21 protein-coding genes are annotated in these 21,967 nt (G+C 53.5%); 11 read left to right on the top strand and 10 right to left on the bottom strand.

The genetic code is table 11. The features are described 5' to 3' along the window. Positions 1–37: 37 nt before the first annotated feature. From B2U47_RS00535 to B2U47_RS00520, 4 genes are read right to left on the bottom strand one after another with little or no spacing between them, the layout of a single operon-like run. Positions 38–895: a CHAP domain-containing protein gene (locus tag B2U47_RS00535; RefSeq protein WP_296674650.1), complete on the bottom strand. Its 858-nt coding sequence runs from the start codon at positions 893–895 to the stop codon at positions 38–40. Further along, a complete protein-coding gene (locus B2U47_RS00530) occupies positions 892–1,773 on the bottom strand; it encodes a prephenate dehydrogenase (RefSeq protein ID WP_296674652.1) in 882 nt (293 codons plus the stop codon). Before B2U47_RS00530 ends, B2U47_RS00535 begins: the two co-directional genes overlap by 4 nt. Continuing rightward, complete coding sequence (gene hisC, locus B2U47_RS00525) at positions 1,770–2,900, bottom strand: histidinol-phosphate transaminase (protein ID WP_296674655.1); 1,131 nt, start codon at positions 2,898–2,900, stop codon at positions 1,770–1,772. The genes B2U47_RS00530 and hisC overlap by 4 nt, the downstream gene beginning before the upstream one ends. 33 nt (positions 2,901–2,933) lie before the next feature. Next, complete coding sequence (locus B2U47_RS00520; RefSeq protein WP_414717827.1) at positions 2,934–4,172, bottom strand: glutamate-5-semialdehyde dehydrogenase; 1,239 nt, start codon at positions 4,170–4,172, stop codon at positions 2,934–2,936. A gap of 124 nt (positions 4,173–4,296) precedes the next feature. On the opposite strand from B2U47_RS00520, the gene B2U47_RS00515 reads away from it, so the two are divergent. After that, positions 4,297–4,626 (top strand): DUF1820 family protein, encoded by a 330-nt coding sequence (locus tag B2U47_RS00515; RefSeq protein WP_296674660.1) that lies wholly within the window; start codon positions 4,297–4,299, stop codon positions 4,624–4,626. A gap of 3 nt (positions 4,627–4,629) precedes the next feature. Here the strand turns inward: B2U47_RS00515 and B2U47_RS00510 are convergent, their stop codons facing one another. After that, positions 4,630–5,445 (bottom strand): NAD(P)-dependent oxidoreductase, encoded by an 816-nt coding sequence (locus tag B2U47_RS00510; protein WP_296674663.1) that lies wholly within the window; start codon positions 5,443–5,445, stop codon positions 4,630–4,632. A 105-nt stretch (positions 5,446–5,550) separates the two neighbouring features. Here B2U47_RS00510 and B2U47_RS00505 point away from each other — a divergent pair, with 105 nt between their 5' ends. Next, positions 5,551–6,825, top strand: a complete 1,275-nt coding sequence (locus B2U47_RS00505; protein ID WP_296674664.1) for a lytic murein transglycosylase — start codon at positions 5,551–5,553, stop codon at positions 6,823–6,825. A 10-nt stretch (positions 6,826–6,835) separates the two neighbouring features. Here B2U47_RS00505 and B2U47_RS00500 read toward each other — a convergent pair whose 3' ends face one another. The 4 genes from B2U47_RS00500 to B2U47_RS00485 form a co-directional block, all read right to left on the bottom strand. Further along, entirely contained in the window at positions 6,836–8,020 is a 1,185-nt protein-coding gene (locus B2U47_RS00500) for a pyridoxal-phosphate-dependent aminotransferase family protein (protein ID WP_296674667.1), read from the bottom strand. Positions 8,021–8,116: 96 nt separating this feature from the next. Beyond that, positions 8,117–8,404, bottom strand: coding sequence for a hypothetical protein (locus B2U47_RS00495; RefSeq protein ID WP_296674669.1), 288 nt, complete (start codon positions 8,402–8,404; stop codon positions 8,117–8,119). A gap of 124 nt (positions 8,405–8,528) precedes the next feature. After that, positions 8,529–11,402, bottom strand: coding sequence for a UvrD-helicase domain-containing protein (locus B2U47_RS00490; RefSeq protein WP_296674672.1), 2,874 nt, complete (start codon positions 11,400–11,402; stop codon positions 8,529–8,531). Between the two features lie 15 nt (positions 11,403–11,417). Beyond that, positions 11,418–12,596, bottom strand: coding sequence for a M20 aminoacylase family protein (locus B2U47_RS00485; protein ID WP_296674675.1), 1,179 nt, complete (start codon positions 12,594–12,596; stop codon positions 11,418–11,420). A 166-nt stretch (positions 12,597–12,762) separates the two neighbouring features. Here B2U47_RS00485 and B2U47_RS00480 point away from each other — a divergent pair, with 166 nt between their 5' ends. The 6 genes from B2U47_RS00480 (at position 12,763) to dapE (ending at position 16,929) form a co-directional block, all read left to right on the top strand. Next, positions 12,763–12,999 carry a hypothetical protein gene (locus tag B2U47_RS00480; protein WP_296674678.1) on the top strand — a complete coding sequence of 79 codons (237 nt, stop codon included), beginning with the start codon at positions 12,763–12,765 and terminating at the stop codon, positions 12,997–12,999. A 19-nt stretch (positions 13,000–13,018) separates the two neighbouring features. Beyond that, positions 13,019–13,468, top strand: a complete 450-nt coding sequence (locus B2U47_RS00475; protein ID WP_296674680.1) for a hypothetical protein — start codon at positions 13,019–13,021, stop codon at positions 13,466–13,468. Positions 13,469–13,594: 126 nt separating this feature from the next. Then, entirely contained in the window at positions 13,595–15,025 is a 1,431-nt protein-coding gene (cysG, locus tag B2U47_RS00470; RefSeq protein ID WP_296674682.1) for a siroheme synthase CysG, read from the top strand. Between the two features lie 3 nt (positions 15,026–15,028). Beyond that, complete coding sequence (locus B2U47_RS00465; protein WP_296674684.1) at positions 15,029–15,430, top strand: S24 family peptidase; 402 nt, start codon at positions 15,029–15,031, stop codon at positions 15,428–15,430. Continuing rightward, positions 15,427–15,777: an ArsC family reductase gene (locus B2U47_RS00460; protein ID WP_296674688.1), complete on the top strand. Its 351-nt coding sequence runs from the start codon at positions 15,427–15,429 to the stop codon at positions 15,775–15,777. The genes B2U47_RS00465 and B2U47_RS00460 overlap by 4 nt, the downstream gene beginning before the upstream one ends. Before the next feature lie 18 nt (positions 15,778–15,795). After that, the gene (dapE, locus tag B2U47_RS00455) at positions 15,796–16,929 is read left to right on the top strand and encodes a succinyl-diaminopimelate desuccinylase (protein ID WP_296674690.1); all 1,134 of its coding nucleotides are present in this window, start codon (positions 15,796–15,798) and stop codon (positions 16,927–16,929) included. A 21-nt stretch (positions 16,930–16,950) separates the two neighbouring features. On the opposite strand, the gene B2U47_RS00450 is transcribed toward dapE, so the two are convergent. After that, entirely contained in the window at positions 16,951–17,415 is a 465-nt protein-coding gene (locus B2U47_RS00450; RefSeq protein ID WP_296674692.1) for a DNA-binding protein, read from the bottom strand. Positions 17,416–17,864: 449 nt separating this feature from the next. Here B2U47_RS00450 and B2U47_RS00445 point away from each other — a divergent pair, with 449 nt between their 5' ends. The 3 genes from B2U47_RS00445 to rsxA all read left to right on the top strand — a co-directional run bounded on the left by B2U47_RS00445 (position 17,865) and on the right by rsxA (position 21,966). Then, complete coding sequence (locus B2U47_RS00445; RefSeq protein WP_296674695.1) at positions 17,865–20,048, top strand: LPS-assembly protein LptD; 2,184 nt, start codon at positions 17,865–17,867, stop codon at positions 20,046–20,048. After that, positions 20,041–21,033 (top strand): 4-hydroxythreonine-4-phosphate dehydrogenase PdxA, encoded by a 993-nt coding sequence (gene pdxA, locus B2U47_RS00440; RefSeq protein WP_296683038.1) that lies wholly within the window; start codon positions 20,041–20,043, stop codon positions 21,031–21,033. The genes B2U47_RS00445 and pdxA overlap by 8 nt, the downstream gene beginning before the upstream one ends. Positions 21,034–21,384: 351 nt before the next feature. After that, positions 21,385–21,966, top strand: a complete 582-nt coding sequence (gene rsxA, locus B2U47_RS00435) for an electron transport complex subunit RsxA (RefSeq protein WP_296674702.1) — start codon at positions 21,385–21,387, stop codon at positions 21,964–21,966. The last annotated feature ends 1 nt before the right edge of the window (position 21,967 follow it).

The raw sequence follows: 21,967 nt of genomic DNA, 5'->3' as shown, positions 1-21,967 counted from the left end.
CGGTTTTCCTTGCTCTACATAAAAAATCAGGCTGGCATTATTGCGCGGTAGCGGGGTAAATCCAACCGGAAACCAACCCGCCTGCCGGGTTACGGGTTTTGTCACTCGCCACATCAGCGATATGGTAGCGCCCACCGACCTCAAACAAGCGCAGTTGACGCGCATACCGGTTTGGCTGCGCCCAGGGCAGGTTGTTGTAATTCTGTTCCGCCACATTCACCCAGCCGTGTTGCAAGTCAACTCCGACCACCACCGCCACATGCCCGTGCCGCCATTTCGGGTCAGCCGGATTGGGGTAATAGATCAGCAAGTCGCCGCGCTTGGGAGGACGTTTTGCCGTGCCATTGATGGAACGTGCCAGCGGGAATTTGCCATCGGTATGGATATTTTCGCCTTCGGTCAGATAGAGAATGTCATGGGCGCTATCCACATCACCGAAAGTAATGCCGAGGTTGGTCATCCACCAACGCCGTGCATATTCCACACACTGGTAGCTCAAACCGACATAATGCAGTTGTTTGTCTGCGGGTGGTTTCTCATGTAATGAGATCGCTTTACTGCGCAAGTCCATGAAAGAAAACTCGGATCGTGCACAAGTCGACTGGCAGTTGGAATAGCCCGGAACCTGGTCTGCCACCCCCAACAGCTTGCCCGCTGGTGTTACGCAGCCGGTATCGCAGGATTGTTTGGCTTGTGCATACGCCTGTTTGCTTACCGCTTCCGGCAAGGGTGCAGGTTTGGCCAGCAACCCGTAACCATCAGTATTGGGCAACACCGCTGCCAAACCGGCAGGATAGGCGCTGCTGCCTGTTTCCGGCAGGCTTGCACAACCACCCAGCAACAAGGTAGCACTTAGAATCCAGGCAGACAACGGAAAGGATGACTTTGCAATCATGCAGGTTTGCCATTTTCCAGATAGGCCATGTAACTGTCGCGGGCTTGCTTGGCGCGTGACATGCGCTCATACAGCGCGTCGCCATCCTGCTGTTCCATCAGGGCGGCAAACTCGCTTAAATCGGCTTGCAATTTGCTGATCATGTCCACAATCGCGGTTTTGTTGGTCAGGCAAATATCACGCCACATCACCGGGTCACTGGAGGCAATACGGGTGAAATCGCGGAAGCCACCGGCAGCATAGCGGAAAATATCCTCACGCATTGGCAGGTTCAGCAAGGTATCGACCAGTGAAAACGCCAGTACATGCGGCAAATGGCTAGTCGCTGCCAGTACCTGATCATGCAGTTCAACCGGCATTTGCTCCAGTACGGCGCCTGTGACTTGCCACATGGCTGCGACGCTTGCCAGCGCATCTGCATCGGTATGTGGCAGCGGGGTGAGAATGACACGGCGCTTGATGTACAAGTCCGGGATAGCCGCTTCCACCCCGCTCTTTTCGCGCCCGGCAATCGGGTGTCCGGGGACGAAGCGGGTGAAATCCTTGCCGAATACCTGCTCCACTTCCGCCACCACACTGCCTTTGGTACTACCAGCATCGGTAAGGATGGCGTCGGCGGGCAATACCGGCTTGATTTGCTGCAACAGCTTGCCCATCGCACCCATGGGGACAGCAAGCAATACCATGTCAGCATCGTGTACTGCGTCCTGTGGGTCGAGGGTGAAGCTATCAATGACGCCGAGATCGACGGCTTTCTGCAAATGTTCGGCGTTACGGCTGCAACCAACGATTTGTTGGCAATAATGAGCCTGACGCAAAGCCAACGCCAGCGAGCCGCCGATCAGGCCAACACCAAAGATGACAAGTTTCTTTATCACGCTGCAAGAACCTTTTTCAATGCATTGATACAGCGGGTGTTTTGCGACTCTGAACCGATGGTGATGCGCAAGTGGTGCGGCAGGCCGTAAGCGCCAATGGGGCGCACAATCACACCCTCACGCAACAAGGCATCATACAGCGGTGCTGCCGGACGCTTGCAATCGAGGGTGATGAAATTGCCCACGGTCGGGATGTATTCCCAGCCCTGCTCGGCGCAGGCGTCGAACCATTGTTGCAAACCGGCAGTATTGGTCATGACGCTGTGCTTCAGGAACTCATCATCATCCAGTGCCGCCTCGGCAGCCGCCAAAGCCAGCGAGTTGACATTGAACGGCTGGCGTACCCGGTTGAGCATGTCGGCCACTGCCGGGTTGGATATAGCGTAACCCACCCGCAACCCGGCAAGACCATAAATCTTGGAAAAGGTACGGGTAACAATCAGATTGGGGAATTCTTCCAGCCATGCCAGCGCATTGGGGAAGGCAGCATCCTGCACGTATTCGGTATAGGCTTCGTCAATGACCACGATAACATCTTCCGGCACACGCTGAAGAAAACGGTGCAAATCATCCTTGCCAAGCCATGTCCCGGTGGGATTGTTGGGGTTGGCAATAAAGACCAGCCGGGTCTTGTCATCAATCTTCGCTGCCAGATTCGGCAGGTTGTGACCGTAAGGCATCGTATGGTGGTCAGGCGGATTAGCCTTGGCAATGCGCAATTCAGCCCCTACCGCCAGCGTCACAATCGGGTAAACGGCAAAGGCGTATTCCGAAAACACCGCAGCCCGACTGTTATCCAGATAGACACGAGCAATCATGTCCAGCACATCGTTGGAACCGTTACCTAAAGTAATTTGTGCGCTTTGCAAACCCAGTTTCTGTGCAATGGCAGCTTTCAACTGATAGCCACTGCCATCAGGGTACAACTCCAGCGTTTTTAACGGGTTTGCCAAAGCAACCTGTGCTTTGGGACTAGCTCCCAGCGGGTTTTCGTTGGAAGCCAGTTTGAGGATGTTGGTAATGCCCAGTTCACGTTCCAGCTCCTCTATCGGTTTGCCCGGCTGGTAAGGGTGCAACTTTTGCACACCACTGACGGCAAGCTGCTGGAAATCAATGTTTGATTGCATGTTCGGCCTTGCAATAAAAATCAAATATCAGGATTACTGGCGGATATGTCCGTCACCCAGCACCACAAACTTTTGGGAAGTCAGCCCTTCCAGCCCAACCGGCCCACGCGCATGAATCTTGTCGGTACTGATACCGATTTCTGCACCAAGGCCATATTCAAACCCGTCAGCAAAACGAGTGGAAGCGTTGACCATCACCGAACTGGAATCCACCTGCCGCAGAAATGCCCGTGCGCGGGTGTAGTTTTCGGTAATGATGGCATCGGTATGGTGGGAACCGTAATGGTTGATATGACTGATCGCGACTGCCATGTCCGCCACGATACGGATGGAGAGGATCGGAGCCAGGTATTCCGTCGACCAGTCTTCCTCGCTGGCAGCAATACAGGCAGGCAAAATGGCACGGGTTCGTTCACAGCCGCGCAATTCCACGCCCTTGGCTGTGTATTGTTCTGCCAACGGTGGCAGGACTTCAGCCGCAACTGCTTCCGCAACCAGCAAGGTTTCCATCGCATTGCACACGCCGTAGCGATGGGTTTTGGCATTCAACGCCACCCTGATGGCTTTGTCCATGTCTGCCTGATCATCAATGTAGACATGACAGATACCATCCAGATGTTTGATGACCGGGATGCGTGACTCGGCGCTGACCCTTTCGATCAGGCTCTTGCCACCACGCGGCACGATGACATCCACATACTGCGGCATACGCAACAATTCGCCGACGGCGGTACGATCCGTGGTTTCCACCACTTGCACGCAGGCTGTTGGCAAACCGGCGGCTTCCAGCCCGGCACGCACACAACTGGCTATGGCCTGGTTGGAATGGATCGCTTCGGAACCACCACGCAAAATGGTGGCATTACCGGATTTTAGGCACAGGGCGGCCGCATCCACGGTGACATTCGGGCGTGACTCGTAAATGATGCCGACCACACCCAACGGCACACGCATCTTGCCCACCTGAATCCCAGAAGGTCGATAAGCAAGATCCGTTATTGTCCCCACCGGGTCAGCCAGGGTTGCCACCTGACGTACACCTTCTGCCATGCCTGCGATGGTCTTGTCAGTCAGGGTCAGGCGGTCAAGCATCGCCGCATCCAGACCCTTGTCACGACCAGCAACAAGGTCTTTCGCATTTTCAGTTTTCAGCCAGTCGGCACGTTCCAGCAACACATCGGCAATGTGTAACAATGCATTGTTCTTGGTGCTGGTATCGGTATTGACAAGAATCCGGGCGGCTTCACGAGCCTGCTGACCGGTTTCCTGCATGTAATTGATAACGTCCAAAATCGCTTCCTTTGCTGTCACATCAGGCGGGCATAATACCACGGGAAGTGACTTGTGCCGCGTTTTCTGTTACAACTACGCCATTTTTTCGTGAGGCCAGAAGACCTTGAGCAGCGACCGTATCTACCGCATTACATTCGTCAATCAGGACAAGGTATATGAAATCTTTGCCCGGCAGGTGTATGAATCCGACTTGTACGGTTTTGTGGTAGTGGAAGAGATCGTCTTCGGCACGCAAAGCAGCGTGGTGATTGACCCCGGTGAAGAGCGCCTGAAAACCGAATTTGATGCCGTCAAACGCAGTTTTATCCCAATTCATTCCGTCATCCGCATTGATGAAGTCGAAAAACCGGGAATTAGCAAGATCCACGCTCTGGATGGTTCCGTCAGTGGCAATGTTAGCCCCTTTTCGCGCCCGGCTGGCAACAAAAAATAGCGCTTAAACCACCCGGTTGAGCAACTGCCCTGTTTTCCAGCTCGTAATTACGTCTGCCAACTGCCCTGCCTCGAGCGCCTGCAACAGGGCTATTTCATCCACAATTCCACCCCGCGCCGTGTTGATCAGGATGGCATCCGCTTTCATCAGGCGTAAACGCTCGGCATTGATCAGGTGACGGGTAGTGGTCGTCAGTGGACAATGCAAACTGACAATATCAGCCTGAGCAAGGGCTTCTTCAAAAGCAACCCGCCCTGCCCTGACAGGATTACCGGGCTGCTCGGCAATGATTACCCGCAGTCCTACAGCCAAGGCCAGTTTTTCTACCGCCCTTCCCAGCACGCCATGTCCTATAATTGCCAACGTGCTGCCCGCCACTTGCGGCATGGCGTAGTCCAACAGGCAAAAATGCGGGCTGCGTTGCCATTCACCCCGTTGCAAGGCTTGTTGCCATGCTGGTAGCTGGCGGCGCAAGGCAAATATCATGGCGATGACATGCTCAGCAACGGACTGACTGGCATAATCGCGGATATTGGCAACGGGAATGGCAAACTCTTGCGCAGCTTGCAGGTCTATATTGTTAGTGCCAGTGGCTGCAACACAGATGAGTTCAAGTTGTGTTGCGAGGGAACGAAGCAGAGGTCGGTCGAGAATCACCTTGTTGCTGATAACAATGCTGGCATTGCCAATATGGTGCAGGCACTGCCCCCGCAAGGTCTGTTGCCAGACAGCAAGGGAGCCACAAGCGGCTTGCAGGCGTGATAGGTCAAGGTCATCACGGCTGGTGCTGCCAAGATCGAGAAAAACTGCTTCTGACATGAAAATTTTCCTGAAAATTCAGTAACTGACTGCCAAGTATTGAGGTACTTGCTGACAAGTCTGTTATTATAACCGGATGTGTAGCGTAGTGTCTGGAATTGCCGAATGAGGCGAAAACTGGTGCGTTTCGTACAGACCACTTTGGTGCTGGCGGTGATGTTGTTTGGTTATACAGCAGCCACAGATAGTGCTTTTGACCGCTGGAAAAGCCAGTTCCGGGAGCTTGCGCTCACCCAGGGCATTCGTGCGCAAACACTGGACATCGCGTTGCGTGACCTGTTGCCGGATAAAACTGTTCTCCGCTTGGATACCCATCAGCCCGAATTCACCAAACCTGTCTGGGAATACCTCGAAAGCGCCGTATCCGATGATCGGGTGGCTGCCGGGCAAGCCCGCCTCCATGAATATGCTCCGCTTCTAGAGCGCCTCTATCAGCAATACGGCGTGCAACCGGAATACCTGTTGGCAATCTGGGGTATGGAAAGCGATTTTGGACGAAACCGGGGTGGGCGCAGCATCGTGCGGGCACTGGCAACGCTGGCTTACGCTGGAACCGAGGAACGCCGTGACTTCTGGCGGCAACAACTGCTGGCTGCCATGCGGATTCTCGACAAGGGTGACATCTCGATGGTGTCTTTGCGTGGCTCCTGGGCGGGTGCAATCGGGCATACCCAATTCATTCCCACCACGTTTGAGCGCTATGCTGTCGATTACGATGGTGATGGACGGCGCGATCTGGTCAACAGCATTCCTGACGCACTGGCTTCAACAGCCAACTATCTGGCGCAATCCGGCTGGCAATCTGGGCGTCGCTGGGGAATTGAAGCCAGTTTGCCAGTCAATTTTGCCTGGGAACAAGCTGATCCTGACATCTGGCAACCTGTCAGCGTCTGGGCGGCAGAAAATGGTGTCGTGAGCGCAAGCGCTCAACTGACTGCTAACGATGGTGATGACAATGCCTTTGTACTGCTGCCAGCGGGCTATCGGGGGCCAGCGTTCCTCGCTTTCCAGAATTTCCGGGTCATCCTGAAATACAACAATGCCTACAGCTACGCCTTGGGAGTTGGGCATCTGGGCGACCGTATCCGGGGGGAAACACCACTACTGGGAACCTGGCCAGACGATGAAAAACCGTTAAGCCACACCCAGAAAGCCGAACTGCAACAATTGCTAACCACCGCTGGTTACAGTACGGATGGCGTAGACGGTAAACTGGGGCCAAATACCCGTGCCGCCCTGCGCCGCTGGCAGATGGATTCAGGTTTCCCGGCAGATGGTTACGCCACGCTGGAACACTTGGAATTTCTCAGGGAAGAAATCAGGCTTAATACCCCCATCAGCCCGGCTTCCAAAGCCCCTGCTCCAGAAAACAGGGGCTGAAGAAACACCATCAGGCTGCGTCGAATGCCGCTTTGGCAGCCCGTACTGCCATGCTGGAATGAATAGGAGCCTGCATATCAGACAATACCGCATCCAATGCGCCCAGACAGTTCAATACGTTTTTCTGGTTGCTGGCAAAACCCATTAGACCAATGCGCCAGATCTTGCCCGCCAACGCGCCCAGACCTGCACCGATTTCAAGACTGTAACGGTTGAGCAATTCCGCCCGTACTGCCGCTTCATCCACTCCCGCTGGCACGGTAACGGAATTCAGTTGTGGAAGACGATAGGCTTCATCCACCACGAACTGCAAACCCATTGCTTCGATTCCGGCTTTCAGTGCCTGATGGTTACGGGCATGACGTGCCCAGGCATTTTCCAGCCCTTCTTCCTGTAACATGACGAGGGATTCATGAAATGCATACAGGGTATTGATCGGGGCGGTGTGATGATAGGCACGTTTCGTGCCGCCCCCCCAGTAGCCCATCACCAGATTCATGTCCATGAACCAGCTTTGTACCTTGCTCCGGCGGTTTTTGATGTGCTCCACTGCGCGTGGGCTGAAACTGACCGGGGAAATGCCGGGGACACACGACAGGCATTTTTGTGTGCCGGAATAAATGGCGTCGATTGCCCACTCATCCACCTTGAGCGGCGAACCACCCAGTGAGGTAACAGCATCGACGATGGTCAGGCAGTCATGCTGGTGTGCCAGTTGCACCAAGGTTTTGGCATCGGATTGTGCCCCTGTGGAGGTTTCTGCGTGTACGAATGCCACCACTTTAGCATCCGGGTGGGTTTTCAGGGTATCTTCCAGCTTGTTGGGGTCAACCGGCTTGCCCCAGTCGTCCATCACCATGACCGGAGTTGCACCACAACGCTCGACATTCTCTTTCATGCGCCCGCCGAATACACCATTCTGACAGACAATCACCTTGTCACCGGGTTCAACCAGATTGACGAAACAGGTTTCCATGCCTGCCGAGCCGGGAGCAGATACCGGCATGGTCAGGTCATTCCGGGTCTGGAAGGCGTATTGCAGCATTTCCTTGACCTCATCCATCATGGTGACGAATACCGGGTCAAGATGCCCGATGGTGGGGCGAGCCATCGCCTCCAGTACGCGCGGGCTGACATCGGATGGCCCCGGCCCCATCAGGGTACGAACAGGCGGGTGAAAAGTTTTTGTCGTCATGAGTATTCTCTGTGGTGTCCAATAAGGCGGGGAATCATACTATGAAAAGAAACGCCTTCCCAATGTCCAGCGTTTTTCCACAGGGTAATACGCACGCTAAGCCAAGAACTTAAACGTCGCCAGCATTGCTGCGATGAAAAGCACAAAATAAACCCACGGAAATGCCACCAAATAAATTACCAAGTGCGACGCACCGAACCAGTGAACCAGCCACGCCCCTATGCCGGAAAGACCAAATGCCACCGGAATGCCAAACGCAGCAACCATTAACCACGCAGCCCATGACACCTGCATATTGGCAATACTGATGGCACTGCCTGATGCGACAAATATTCCCAAAACAATACCCAACAGGCTGATAACCGTATTAACCCATAACAACATGACACACCCCACCCTAATAGCTACACCTGAAGCTTAGCGTTTCTTGCCCTGTTTGGCTGCTGTTTTCATGGCACGCTTTTCTTTTTACTACTTACTACTGCCTGTCCAAGGGAAAACAGCCTGCCTACAACTGTTTCAACTGCTGTTTGCACAACTCTTCCAACATGGATACCGCCTGTTGCAGCATCTCACTCCGTACCTGTTGCAACTGGTTCTTGACCTGCTCTCGCCCCCGGTTCAGCACATCATCATAGAAAGCCTGCTCCCGGTTATCCCACCAGGCTGGAGTATTGGCTGGCAGGTACACCAGCCGGTCAATATCCAGCAAATTGTAGACATTGAGCCATTCCCCCTGAATCCTTAGCATCAAGGTCGGGTTGAACAGGTAGTGCCCCTGCTTGACCCGGTAAAACAGCTTGCGGTTGTAACGGTCTTTACCATACATCTCGTTCTTTGACAGGATGCTGGAAATATATGCCCGCTGTTTGCGCTTTTCCGGCAACACCTCAGACGGAAAATGGTTGATGGCGTCCTGCAAGGTCTGCGCCGAAAACGCCCCGCAACGCATCATGTTGATAGGCAATACCCGGTAAAACAGCCCTATCATCAGGTTCAGCAGGAAAAACTCCATGCTGCTGCTATCCAGCTTGAGTAATTTCGCATCAATCTGGATACTCAGGCTAGCCGGTTCCAGTTGCTGGTAAATGGCTGCCAGATACTGACGGGCATATTTGTTGTCCTTGCTGGCTTGGTTCAGTGCAATCTGGAAAGCGGTCAAACCGTTATTGTCAACGCTTTCCGTATCCGCCCCCTGCTCCGCCAGTTCAGCCACTAGCCCTGTGTTGCCCAGCCATGCCGCCACCATCAACGGCGTCTGGTTGAACGGATTACGAAAATCCACCCCGAAGCGTTTGAACTGGTTGCGCAACACAACCGGATGCTTGCTCTGGTATGGCAGGTAATATTTCTGCTGGAGCTGCTTGAGGCCATTGGCAGGATGCCGCGCCGGTTTGAAATCACGCACGGCAAGGTCATGCAGGAAACGGCGGTCTTCATACACCAGCGCGTATTCAAATAGAGCCAGCCTGGCTTTCTTGTCACCCGTCATGGCCTGGTTATACAGCTTGTCGAGTGTTTCACCGGCATATACATCCCAGTCTGGTACTTGCTGTTGAAGAATTTCGCGGCGGATGCGTTCAGCCTGTTCCTGTTTGCCTTGCAACTCCAGTTTGTGGGCTTCACGTTGCCATTCATCCAGACTGGATCCCTGGGCATCCAGATCCAGACTTGCCTGCGCATCCTGCAAACCGAGCAAATCCAGCAGGCGTTGTCTGGGTTCAGCTTCAATCCAGTACAGGTTGCGTACTGCACGGGTCAGCGCCACATACAGTGAATTGATGTAAAACTTGTAGGTTTCCAGCGATTTGTCGGTTTTGCTTTTGGCGCGAGCGTATTTCAGTTCCTGCTGCTGCACATCCTCATGACTGACACCCTCGCTGATTTCGCGGAAACGCTTGCTTTCATCACTGAGGAAGTTGTAAAGAATGATGTTTTCGTATTCCAGCCCTTTGGCTTCCTGTACCGAAAACACCAGTGGTGTCCTGAAATGCTGACTGGCAGGCTGCTTTTGCCAGTCATGCATCACCACCACCGCAAAACGGGTGGAGGCGTGGGTTTTGCTGTCCAATTCCCGACGGATATTCTCCTTATCCTGCAAAAACAGCACACTGCCCTGCACATGCCCATTGCTTTGCACCAGATAGCTGCTTTCCCGGTCGGTAGAGCCAAACCGGGCATTTTTCAGCAACAGCAAGCGGTTGGCAACGGCCGTTACCTGCGGGGAATTACGGTAATTGGTACGCAGGATCTGGATCAAACCTGCTTCATCCCACTCATCATGGGTATAAAACAGGCTTTTGACCTTGCTCCATGAAAAGAAATTGGGATGAACAATCTGGTTGGAATCACCACACAACAGAAAATGTACCGGATTACGCAAGGATTTGAGGATCAGGAACAACTGGATATTGGTTAAATCCTGTACTTCATCCACCACCACAAAATCGTAGCGTGGCGTAATCCGCTCCAAATAGTTGTGGCTCAGGATATTGCTGTCATACAGGTGATTATGCTGCAAAAATGCCAGATAACGGCTGAAAATGTCGTAAACCAGCGGACGCTCTTCTTCCAGAAAAATGGACTGTTTGACCCCAAGGCCAAGGTATTCTTCCTGTGTCAGCCAGGCTGACTCTACCGAAGGGCCAGTCAGTACCCCCCGGAACTCCTCAAACAGCTTGTGGGCATCCCTGATGCCGGGGCGTGGCAAACGGCTGAACCAGGCGGCAAACTCACGGAATGTTACTGGCTTGCCATAAGGAACCTGAATGCTTTCCAGAAACTCCTGAAAAGAAAAGAAATCGACCACCTGTTGCGGGTTTTCATACTGGTGTGCGTAATAGAGATCGCGGGCGTTTTTGACCAGATAAGCCGAGAGCGTGACGTACAACACGTCACCAGCACACGCCTTGAGCTTTTCCAGCGTCAGGGCCGTTTTGCCACTGCCTGCCGAACCAATAATGATCAGGGGTGGCTTGAGGCTGAAAACAGCCTGCTGGGTGTCGTCAAACGAAATGATCTTGTCCAGCAGGTTAAAATGCGGATGTTGCGGATTGACATACGCCAGTGCAGGCACGTCTTCCGGCAACTGTGTCAGCGGCGGTATTTTGTCTTCATCCACCGTTACGCCGTGACTGAGGAAACGGGAACCGGCATAGTCGTGGCTTTTCAGGTATTCCAGCACCAGCGCATAACGTTCCCCTGCATGGCTGTAAAAAGCCAGCAACAGACGATCACTGCGATTGAGACGAGCGCGGTAAAGGTTGTCACCAATCTTTTTGACATCGGCTGACTTGAGATCACCTGCTTCCATGAAAGCCCGCCATTTGGCAAAGCCGCTGATCTTGTCAGGATTCAGTTCGTTATACAGGAGGACTTGCATGATTCTCCAGGTTGTTCAGCTACACAAGTTTTGTACCAGCCGCACCCAGTAACTGGCTCCCAACGGCAAAATCCTGTCATTGAAATCGTAATGCGGATTATGCAACGGACGGCTTTCCTGCGCATCGCCGTTGCCAATCCAGATATAAGCCCCCGGACGCTGCTGGAGCATGTAGGCGAAATCTTCAGCCCCCATGCTTGGCGGTGGATTCCACTCTACACAGGCTTCGCCCACCAGTTCCACCGCCACCTGATAACAGGTCTGTGCATTCGCTGGACGGTTGATAGTCGCAGGATAACCAGGCGTAAACTTGACCACAGCAGTTGCCCCAAATGCCTGCGCGGTGTGTTCCACCAGGGTTTGCAGGCGCTGCCTGATCAGTGTGCGTTGTGCCTCTGCCAGTGTGCGGATTGTACCGTGCAAGGTAACGGATTCCGGCACGACGTTATACGCACTCCCGCCAATCATGCGGGTGATACTGACCACACCACTGTCTACCGGGCGCAGGTTACGGGCAACAATGCTTTGCACGCTGGTAATGATGTGCCCGGCAACCAGCACCGGGTCGGTCAGGGTATCCGGCATCGCCGCATGACCACCCCTACCGGTAATTTCAATGTCAAACGAATCAGTGGAAGCCATCACTGCGCCTGGATGTACCGCAAAATGCCCTGTCGGAATCCCCGGCCAGTTGTGCATCCCGTACACTTCCTCTATCGGGAAGCGGGTAAACAGCCCTTCCTCAATCATGCGTTTCGCCCCTGCCCATGCTTCTTCGGCAGGCTGGAAGATGAAATACACTGCCCCGGCAAATTCCGGGTTTTCTGCCAACGCTGCCGCCGCCCCCAACAACATGGTGGTGTGCCCATCATGCCCGCAACCATGCATTTTGCCATGATGACAGGAAGCATGGGCAAAGGTATTCAGTTCGGTCAGGGGCAAGGCATCCATGTCGGCCCGCAGACCAACATGCCTGTCACCGGCGTATTTGCCACGCAATACTCCAACCACACCTGTACCACCAATATCCGTATGGACTTCCAGCCCAAACTCGCGCAAACGTTCTGCCACCACCTTGCTGGTGCGGAATTCTTCATAAGCCGTTTCAGGATGCTGATGGATGTCACGCCGCCATGCCTGCATTTGCTGGTGCAAGGCTGCATCACTGGCAATCACGGGAAGTCTGGCACTCATGGCACTCGCCTTGTGTTTGTTGATGAATGCCCAAGAATAACAGTTGCCCGGTTATTTCCACCACCCCATCCGTACTATTGGCATTTACCCACCGTGCCCGATAATCTTGACGCATTCATGGGGAAATAACCCCTTTGCCGTTCTTGTTTTGTGACAGGTAGAACACATGCCCTACTACGTTTTCCGCATTACCCAACCAACCCAGTTGATCAAAAATCTGGACTTGCAGCAAACCTGCGAAACCTACAAGGAAGCCCGCGAAGTCGCGCGTAACCTACGGGCGCAACAGGAACCCGCTGACAGAGCCACTTACAAGCTGATTCTTGCCGCCAGCCAATTGGAGGCTGAAGAGCGTCTGCTGGAACACCGTGAAAAACCCATCCTGATGGAATGGGAAAAATAATAGCGAGTCCGTTTGACGTATGGATGAAGACCAGTTCCGCGCCGTTTACCGGGAAATCAACACCCAGCGCTGCGTATTCGAGAAAGCCTTGAACAACCGTCGCTGTGATTGCAGCCGCAAGGAGCGGTTCCTGCTGGCGACCCGCGAAGGGGTGGGTTGCCTGTCAGCCACTAGTCTTGCCAACTGCACGGAATTCCTCAATACCCTGCGCGAAAAATCCCGCTTTGCCCTGCGTGAAACCTTCATCGACGGCCCCTTGCCCCACAACAAGGAACTGAAGGTGCAAGCAGGTGGCACACTGGCCTTGCAACTGCTGCTGTTTCCGGCACGGGCAGGCGAGAAAACCGTGCAGGACATCGACGAATTGGTCAACATCGCCTTGTCAAAATACGCTAACATTGCCGGTTTCCCGTATGGCGAGCTGGTCAAGGGCGTTGTCCACTACGAAAGCCGCCCCAAACGGCAGTGATTTACCCCTCACCCCAACCCCTCTCCCTCAAGGGGAGAGGGGCAAAAACCCTCTTTACTCCCCCTCGCCCCTTGAGGGAGAGGGGGCTGGGGGGTGAGGGGTAATTGAAGATAATTTAGGTGATTAATGGATCGTTTTCCTATTTTTCTTGATTTGCACGGGCGTTCCTGCCTGGTGGTAGGTGGCGGCAAGGTCGCCGAACGCAAGGTAGACAGCCTGCTACGGGCAGGTGCACATGTCACGCTGGTAGCACCGCAAATTACCGCCGAAATGGGTAATACCCTCAGTGGGCAGAACGTCACCCACCATGCCCGCGAATTTGCCGACAGTGATGTGGAAGGGAAATTCCTGATCATTGCTGCCACCAACCATGCCAAGGTCAATGCCCATGTCGCCGCTCTAGCGAATGCCCGTCATATTCCGGTGAATGTGGTCGATGATCAGGCACTATGCAGTTTCATCGTACCCTCTGTGGTTGACCGTTCCCCCGTGATCGTGGCGGTTTCTACCGGCGGTGCATCACCTGTGCTGGCGCGGCAATTGCGGATGCGGCTGGAAACCATGATTTCCTCCCAATGCGGTGAGCTGGCAGGCATTACCGAAGAATACCGCGACATCGTGAAACAGCGTTTGCCGGAAAATCAGCGTAAGGCTTTCTGGGAACAGGCACTAAAAGGCTCGTTTGCCGAACTGGTGTATGCCGGTCATGTGCAAGACGCTCGCCGCCTGCTGGATGATATGCTTGCCAGTTATCCCAATGGTCAGACCATGGGCGAAGTCTACCTGGTCGGTGCAGGCCCCGGCGACCCGGATTTGCTCACCTTCAAGGCGCTGCGCCTGATGCAACAGGCTGATGTGATGGTGTACGACCGGCTAGTATCCAAGTCGATCTTGGACATGGCTAACCAGAATGCCGAACGCATTTATGTTGGCAAGGAAAAGGCCAACCACGCTGTCCCACAAGACAAAATCAACGACCTGCTGGTGGAACTCGCCAAGCAAGGCAAGCGCGTGCTACGCCTCAAAGGTGGCGACCCGTTCATCTTCGGGCGTGGCGGCGAAGAAATCGAAACGCTGGCGGAAAACGGCGTGCCCTTCCAGGTTGTGCCCGGCATCACTGCCGCTTCCGGCTGCTCCTCCTACGCAGGTATCCCGCTCACCCACCGCGATTATGCGCAATCCTGCACCTTTGCCACCGGGCATCTGAAGGACGGCACGATTGACCTTAACTGGACGCAACTAGCCCAGCCCAACCAGACCGTGGTGTTTTACATGGGGCTGACCGGCATCGAAGTCATTAGCCAGAAAATGCAGGAATACGGGCGTTCCGGCAACACCCCGGCAGCCTTGGTCGAACAGGGAACCACCCGTAACCAGCGCGTCCACATCGGCACGGTTGCCACTTTGCCGCAACTGGTGAAAGACAGCGGGGTACGTGCCCCCACCCTGACCATTATCGGCGAAGTGGTGCAACTGCATGACAAACTGCACTGGTACGAACCACAGCGCCATGTGGTTGCCAGCGAATTCAGCCGCAACACCCCTGTGGAGGGTTAAATCATGTCCGAAACCCGCATCAGCGTTGAAACTTTCAAGCAAAGCCTTGGGCAGCCCGTCAATTTCAAGCAAAGTGGCGGCATGGGCGAACTTGGCAGTTGTGCCGAAGCCGAACCCTATGCCCTGCAAGTCATCGACGACAGCATGGAACCGGAATTTGCCCAAGGCTGTATCATCATTATCGACCCGACCGGCGTGGTGCGTGACGGCGCGTATGTGTTCGCGGTCGACGACAAGAGCGAATACATCTTCCGCCAGTTGCGCATTATTGATGGCAAGCACTGGCTGGTGGCACTTAACGATGCCTACCAGCGTATCGAAATCAGCGGGCTTGAACACATCGAAGGTGTCATTACCCAACGGGCGGGCAAACGCCGTTCCTATCACAAGTGGTACGACAAATGACCGCCATCCTATACGGCATCCACAACTGCGATACAGTGAAAAAAGCCCGTGCCTGGCTGGAAGAACGTGGCATTCCCTACACCTTCCACGATTTCCGCAAGGATGGCCTCAACCCGGTATGGCTGCGCGACTGGACAGCCGAATTCGGCTGGGAAACGCTGGTCAACCGCAAGGGTACAACCTGGCGCAAGCTGCCGGAAGAAACCCGTGACAATATGGACGAAACCTTGGCACTGGCGGTCATGGAAGAAAACCCGTCTATCATCAAACGCCCTCTACTGGATTTAGGGACTCGCCATGTGGTGGGGTTCTCACCAGATTCTTATCGACAACTGTTTCAGAATTAATAACAAAGGCTTTGCGACATGTCTGCTACTCTTGATCTTGCCATCGACCTGATTTCCCGCCCCTCTGTCACCCCGTTGGATGAGGGTTGCCAGCAATTGCTGGCAGAGCGGCTTGCCCCGCTCGGTTTCGTCGCCGAACACCTGCGTTTTGGTGAAGTAGACAACCTATGGTTGCGCCGTGGCAATACCTCTCCGGTATTCTGCTTTGCCGGGCACACCGATGTCGTGCCCACTGGCCCGCTGGAAGCCTGGGACAGCCACCCGTTCCAGCCGGAAATCCGTGACGGAATGCTGTACGGGCGTGGTGCTGCCGACATGAAAGGTAGCATTGCCGCTTTCACCGTCGCTTGTGAAAACTTTGTACGTGAAAATCCCGACCATCAGGGTTCGATTGCTTTCCTGATCACCAGTGATGAGGAAGGGCCATCCGTCAACGGCACGGTCAAGGTGGTGGAAGTGCTGGAACAGCGTCACGAGAAAATCGACTGGTGTCTGGTCGGCGAACCTTCCAGTACCTGCTGCGTGGGCGATGTGGTGAAAAACGGGCGGCGCGGCTCACTGAATGGTGTTCTTACGGTCAACGGTCAGCAAGGGCACGTGGCTTATCCGCATCTGGCAGACAACCCGATCCACCGGGCAGCGCCAGCACTGGCTGAACTGGTCAGTATTGAATGGGATAAGGGTAATGAGTTTTTCCCGCCGACCAGCTTCCAGATTTCCAATATCCGGGGCGGGACAGGGGCAAACAACGTGATTCCGGGGGCAATGACAGTGGAATTCAATTTCCGCTTTTCCACCGAACAGACGGAAGCGGGGTTGCGTGAGGCGGTGGAAACCATCTTCAACCGTCATGGCATTGACTATGGCTTGCAATGGTCATTGTCCGGCAACCCATTCCTGACTGCACGCGGCGATCTGGTTGCCGCGAGTGTGGAAGCGATTCGTGCCTTTAGTGGTCAGGAAACAGAACTGTCGACTTCCGGCGGCACATCAGACGGACGCTTTATTGCGCCAACCGGAGCACAGGTGATGGAACTAGGGCCAGTCAACAAGACCATTCACAAAATCAACGAATGCGTTTCAGTCGATGATCTGAACGCCCTTGCTATTATTTACCAGAAAATACTGGAGCGCTTACTAACTACCAGGTAACAAAAACCCGGCAGCATTTTGTTACTTGAAGGTCTTGCGCGGACGCCCCCGCTTGCGGCGGGTGATCTGCCCTTCTTCCAGTTCCGCATCTGCCCAATCAATCAGACTTTTGTGGATGTGGTCAGCAACAATCTGCAAACGGTCTTCCAAAGCTGTACGGAAAAAGGCTTCGCGTTGCTCACTGGCTTTCAATGCCTCCTGCAACTCACGGACTTCTTCCTTGTATCGGGCTTCCACATTCTCAAGCTGTTCACGCAACTGGTTGAGTTTATGATTCAAATCGTCCTTGAGTTTACGTTTTTCCTCCGCCGCTTGCTCGCGCACTTCAGCAAGCGTACTGGATGTCGCACCTTTTGGACGCCCGCGCCCTCTTCTCTGATTAAAATCATCTTCCTGCATCTGACGCCCTGCCGTCTGTTGTTGCTCGGTTTTATCACGTCCAGTTACGATGACACCCGTAGAACCGCTACCATATTCAGCTCTCATCCTTACACTCCCTCAACTCTCATAAGAAACGGATGACTTGTTACTTGACACTCGATGAATAGCATTATCTGAGCAATCATCAACCAATTCAAGACAATTATATAAAAATTTAATGGATGTAGATATTCAGTTTATTAATTATTACCACAAACACGTCATCTGGCAAACCAAAAAGGCACTAATGGCTGCTCAGCTTGTATCTGGGTAATTAAAACACACTTAATAGCAGCTTATACCGATTACACCTCGCCATGCAACCGCATCATAACCGGGACACTCTAGCGCGTTATGGAATTGCTGTAAACAATTTCAGCCAGGTGTTTAATACAAGAATTGCATTAAAGTTGTGGATGGGTAGCATCGACACAAACGGGTTTCCGCCAATTGGCATTGAGTCTGTTGACAGAGTATGCGATGTTAGCGTGCTTCGAGGCCACCACATTGGACACATGGTAAATTCACTGCCTAAATCCGTTATTCACCTGTTGTTACCTGGCTTTTGTTGCAGCCCGCTGGTCGCTGCTGCCCAGTCACACTGGATGGTGTGTCCTGTGCCTGATACCTATGCTGATACCTCGCAACGCCCTGCTGGCCTTACCCCTGGGGCTGTTTATATTGAAGCTGATACAGCCCTGTTCCGTGAGCGCGGCACGTCAGAAATGTCCGGGAACGTGCATATTTCCCAGCAAGACAAAACCCTACACGCAGACAAGGCAACTTATGATCAGGCTACTGCCAATATCAGCGGTGTCGGCAATGTCAATTTCATAACCCCCTCCATGCAGGTCAAAAGCTCCCGGCTGCAATACAACCTCACACATGATACAGGGGAAATTCACAATGCCCGCTACCAGATGAAAACCGCTGAAGGGCGTGGTTCAAGCAAGCGGATTGTGCAGGAAAACCCCGACCTGACCCGTCTGGAAACAGCCAGCTATACAACCTGCCCTGCTGAGCAGGCTGACTGGAGTTTCAACTCGCCAGACATTCGCTTGCAGCATGACAAGGAACAGGGAACTGCCCGCAATGTCACCCTGAAAATACGCAATACCCCTGTGCTGTACCTGCCATACCTGTCTTTTCCCCTGACAGATGCACGCAAATCCGGCTTTCTCTGGCCCAATATCGGCACTAATGAAAAATCCGGTTTGCAAATCAGCGCCCCCTATTATTTCAACCTTGCCCCCAATTATGACCTGACTTTGACACCGACGCTGCTTAGCCGCCGGGGTATCCAGGTAGGCAGTGAATTCCGTTACCTGACCGACAAACATACCGGTTCCGTCAATTACGTGCTATTGCCCGATGACCGGGTTAGCACGATAGAAAACAACCGTTATTACTACAAACTGGAAGACAATACCCGGATCAACAACCGTTCCACCCTGAAGCTCAAGGCTGAAGGGGTATCCGACGATCAGTATTTCGTTGATCTGGGCAACTCACTGGAAGCAACCAGTGTGGTAAACCTTGAACGTCGTCTGGAATACCATACCCAGGAAAAGGACTGGACATTCTCCACCATGCTGCAAAATTATCAGGTACTGGATGGCGGTACATCCCCCCATGCCCGCCTTCCGCAGTTGCAGTTGAAATATAACCCTACCCAAAAACCCGGCGGGCTTGATCTGAGTGCTGAAGGTGAATACACTAACTTCACCGCCAGTGATACCAGCACCAACGGTTCGCGTCTTGACCTCAAGGCACGGGTCAGCAAAAAGTTTGCCAACGATGCCAGCTACATCAAGCCATCCCTGACAATGCGCCACACGGAATACCGGCTGGATGATGCAGACAACACCAAAATTAGCCGCACCTTACCTACTGCCAGTGTTGATTCAGGACTGGTTTTCGAACGTAATGTCAAACAGGGGCAGTATGTCCAGACGCTGGAACCACGCCTGTTTTACACCTACACACCGTACAAGGATCAAAGTGCCATCCCCATCTTTGACTCTTCCGAACGCAGCCTGAGTTACAACCAGTTGTTTGCCGAAAACCGCTTTACAGGCAAGGATCGCATTGGTGACACCAACCGTATTTCTGCCTCCCTGACCACCCGGATCCAGGATCCAAAAGCTGGGAGTGAACTGTTCCGCGCCAGTATCGGGCAGATGTATCATTTCGATGACCGCAATGTCACCATGCCCAATGAAACACCCCAACAGGGCGACCGCTCGGAATTGGTATTAGAAGCTGCCGGGCAAATCAACCGACGCACCCAGATCAGCAGCACAGCCTACTGGGATAATGACAAATCCGAAGTCGCCGCAGGTGAAGTCAGGCTGCGTTACAAGGACGACAAAAAGCGCATCCTTAACGTTGGCTATGCCCAGCGCAAGGATGACTTTGAATCTGCCAATGTCTCGTTTTCCGTGCCGGTCAAACCTCAGTGGAAAGCTGTCGGCAGCGTGGAACGGGATTTGTTGAATGAACGCAATCTGGAAACCGTCCTCGGGGCAGAATACGAAAGCTGCTGCTGGAAAACCCGGATTGCCGCCCGCAACTACCTGCTGCCCGACAACCAGACCAAGGATAATGCAGTCTTCATTGAATTTGAGCTGAAAGGCTTGGGCAATTTCGGCAGTAGCACCCGCAACCTGTTACAAGAACGCATATATGGTTATGAGTAATAACAACCTGCCACGTATTGCCATCACCGCAGGAGAACCTGCCGGAATCGGCCCGGACATCATCCTGATGCTGTTGCAGGCACAACAATGGCCTGCTGAACTGGTGATCATTGCTGACCCTGACGTATTGAAAGCACGAGCGCAACAACTCGGCATAAGCCTACAGATGCGACATTACACTCCTGACAGCCAGATGAAACCCACCCGATGTGGCGAATACAGCATCCTGCCTATTGCCTGTCATGTGCCAGTAGAAACCGGCGTACTGAACCCGGCAAATGCCGATTACGTCCTGCAAACCCTACAGCGTGCGACCGAAGGCTGCTTGAGTGGAGAATTTGCTGCGATGGTGACAGCCCCGTTGCACAAGGGGGTTATCAATGATGCTGGCATTCCGTTTACCGGGCACACAGAATTTCTGGCAGAACTGAGCCAGGCTCCATTGCCGGTCATGATGCTCACGGCTGACAAACTGCGGGTTGCACTGGCAACCACCCATGTACCGTTACACGCGGTCAGTTCACTCATCACCCCGGCCTTACTGGAACAGGTATTGGTCATTTTGCAACATGACATGCAGCAAAAGTTTGGCATTGCCAACCCACATATTCTGGTTTGCGGCCTCAATCCCCATGCAGGCGAAAGTGGGCATTTGGGAACCGAAGAGCTGGATGTCATCATCCCGGTGATTCAGAAACTGCAACAACAAGGCGTGAACCTGAGCGGACCACTACCGGCAGACACCCTGTTTACCCCACGCAACCTGCAAGGAGCTGATGCGGTGCTTGCCATGTACCATGACCAGGGCTTGCCGGTACTGAAACATGTCGGTTTCGGCAAAGCCATCAACATCACGCTAGGCTTGCCCATCATACGCACATCGGTTGATCACGGCACTGCCCTGCATCTGGCAGGTACCGGGCAGGCAGAAACGGGTAGTTTGCAAGCAGCCATTGATCTGGCAGTCGAACTGAGCAGTCGATGAAAGTAAAAAAGGGCATCCCGAGGGATGCCCAACCGCTAGGAGGATACAGACAACATCTGCCCATGTTGCTTGTATCCTTCCACACAAAACGCCTGTTTGTCGCTCTCCAGTACAAAAGCGTTCAATTTCTCTGAGAAATATTCTCAATATTTTATAATATAATGATGAACTAATTTAGCTCTCAGGTCAAAACAAGCTTGCAATAAAAATATCTTAAGGCAGCAATAGTAGCATGATCTTTCTGACAATTATCATATGCCGTAGCTTTGCTGTAGGTTATAAACGGAAAGCTGTGGCACAATGCGCCACCTCATTGTTTGTCTGCAACCGGATGCCTGAAACCTTAATACCATGAGTGAATACCTCCTGATCCTTGTCAGCACCATTTGGGTCAACAACTTCGTGCTGTCCCATTTTCTGGGGCTGTGTTCCTTTGTCGGCGTCTCCAAACGGCTGGAAGCATCGCTCGGCATGGGCATGGCCACCACCTTCGTGCTGACGCTTTCCAGCGTTGTCAGCTATCTGGTAGACCATTACCTGCTGATTCCGTTTGAGCTGGAATACCTGCGCACCATCAGCTTTATTCTGGTGATTGCCGCAATGGTCGGTTTCACCGAAATGGTGATGCGCAAGAGCAGCCCGGTGCTGTACAACGTACTGGGAATTTACCTGCCACTGATTACCGTTAACTGCGCAGTGCTGGGTGTGGCGCTGCTGAACGTGCAGGAAACCCACGATTTCATCCAGTCAGCCCTGTATGGCTTCGGCGCATCCATGGGGTTCACCCTCGCCCTGATCCTGTTTGCCGGTATCCGCGAACGGCTGGCGGCGGCAGATGTGCCGCAAAACTTTCAGGGCAGTGCCATCGCGCTGGTCACTGCCGGGTTGATGGCACTAGCCTTCATGGGTTTTTCCGGTCTGGTAAAAGGATAAG

This window comes from Thiothrix sp. UBA5583 (assembly GCA_002425225.1).
GTDB lineage: Bacteria > Pseudomonadota > Gammaproteobacteria > Thiotrichales > Thiotrichaceae > Thiothrix > Thiothrix moscowensis.
This window is presented reverse-complemented; position numbering and strand designations above follow the sequence as displayed.

What these genes read in the sequence shown, in the direction of transcription:
- B2U47_RS00535 (WP_296674650.1), bottom strand. Translation starts at nt 895, where the DNA reads ATGATTGCAAAGTCATCCTTTCCGTTGTCTGCCTGGATTCTAAGTGCT.
- hisC (WP_296674655.1), bottom strand. Translation starts at nt 2,900, where the DNA reads ATGCAATCAAACATTGATTTCCAGCAGCTTGCCGTCAGTGGTGTGCAA.
- B2U47_RS00520 (WP_414717827.1), bottom strand. Translation starts at nt 4,172, where the DNA reads ATGCAGGAAACCGGTCAGCAGGCTCGTGAAGCCGCCCGGATTCTTGTC.
- B2U47_RS00510 (WP_296674663.1), bottom strand. Translation starts at nt 5,445, where the DNA reads ATGTCAGAAGCAGTTTTTCTCGATCTTGGCAGCACCAGCCGTGATGAC.
- B2U47_RS00505 (WP_296674664.1), top strand. Translation starts at nt 5,551, where the DNA reads ATGAGGCGAAAACTGGTGCGTTTCGTACAGACCACTTTGGTGCTGGCG.
- B2U47_RS00500 (WP_296674667.1), bottom strand. Translation starts at nt 8,020, where the DNA reads ATGACGACAAAAACTTTTCACCCGCCTGTTCGTACCCTGATGGGGCCG.
- B2U47_RS00495 (WP_296674669.1), bottom strand. Translation starts at nt 8,404, where the DNA reads ATGTTGTTATGGGTTAATACGGTTATCAGCCTGTTGGGTATTGTTTTG.
- B2U47_RS00490 (WP_296674672.1), bottom strand. Translation starts at nt 11,402, where the DNA reads ATGCAAGTCCTCCTGTATAACGAACTGAATCCTGACAAGATCAGCGGC.
- B2U47_RS00485 (WP_296674675.1), bottom strand. Translation starts at nt 12,596, where the DNA reads ATGAGTGCCAGACTTCCCGTGATTGCCAGTGATGCAGCCTTGCACCAG.
- B2U47_RS00480 (WP_296674678.1), top strand. Translation starts at nt 12,763, where the DNA reads ATGCCCTACTACGTTTTCCGCATTACCCAACCAACCCAGTTGATCAAA.
- B2U47_RS00475 (WP_296674680.1), top strand. Translation starts at nt 13,019, where the DNA reads ATGGATGAAGACCAGTTCCGCGCCGTTTACCGGGAAATCAACACCCAG.
- cysG (WP_296674682.1), top strand. Translation starts at nt 13,595, where the DNA reads ATGGATCGTTTTCCTATTTTTCTTGATTTGCACGGGCGTTCCTGCCTG.
- B2U47_RS00465 (WP_296674684.1), top strand. Translation starts at nt 15,029, where the DNA reads ATGTCCGAAACCCGCATCAGCGTTGAAACTTTCAAGCAAAGCCTTGGG.
- B2U47_RS00460 (WP_296674688.1), top strand. Translation starts at nt 15,427, where the DNA reads ATGACCGCCATCCTATACGGCATCCACAACTGCGATACAGTGAAAAAA.
- dapE (WP_296674690.1), top strand. Translation starts at nt 15,796, where the DNA reads ATGTCTGCTACTCTTGATCTTGCCATCGACCTGATTTCCCGCCCCTCT.
- B2U47_RS00450 (WP_296674692.1), bottom strand. Translation starts at nt 17,415, where the DNA reads ATGAGAGCTGAATATGGTAGCGGTTCTACGGGTGTCATCGTAACTGGA.
- B2U47_RS00445 (WP_296674695.1), top strand. Translation starts at nt 17,865, where the DNA reads ATGGTAAATTCACTGCCTAAATCCGTTATTCACCTGTTGTTACCTGGC.
- pdxA (WP_296683038.1), top strand. Translation starts at nt 20,041, where the DNA reads ATGAGTAATAACAACCTGCCACGTATTGCCATCACCGCAGGAGAACCT.
- rsxA (WP_296674702.1), top strand. Translation starts at nt 21,385, where the DNA reads ATGAGTGAATACCTCCTGATCCTTGTCAGCACCATTTGGGTCAACAAC.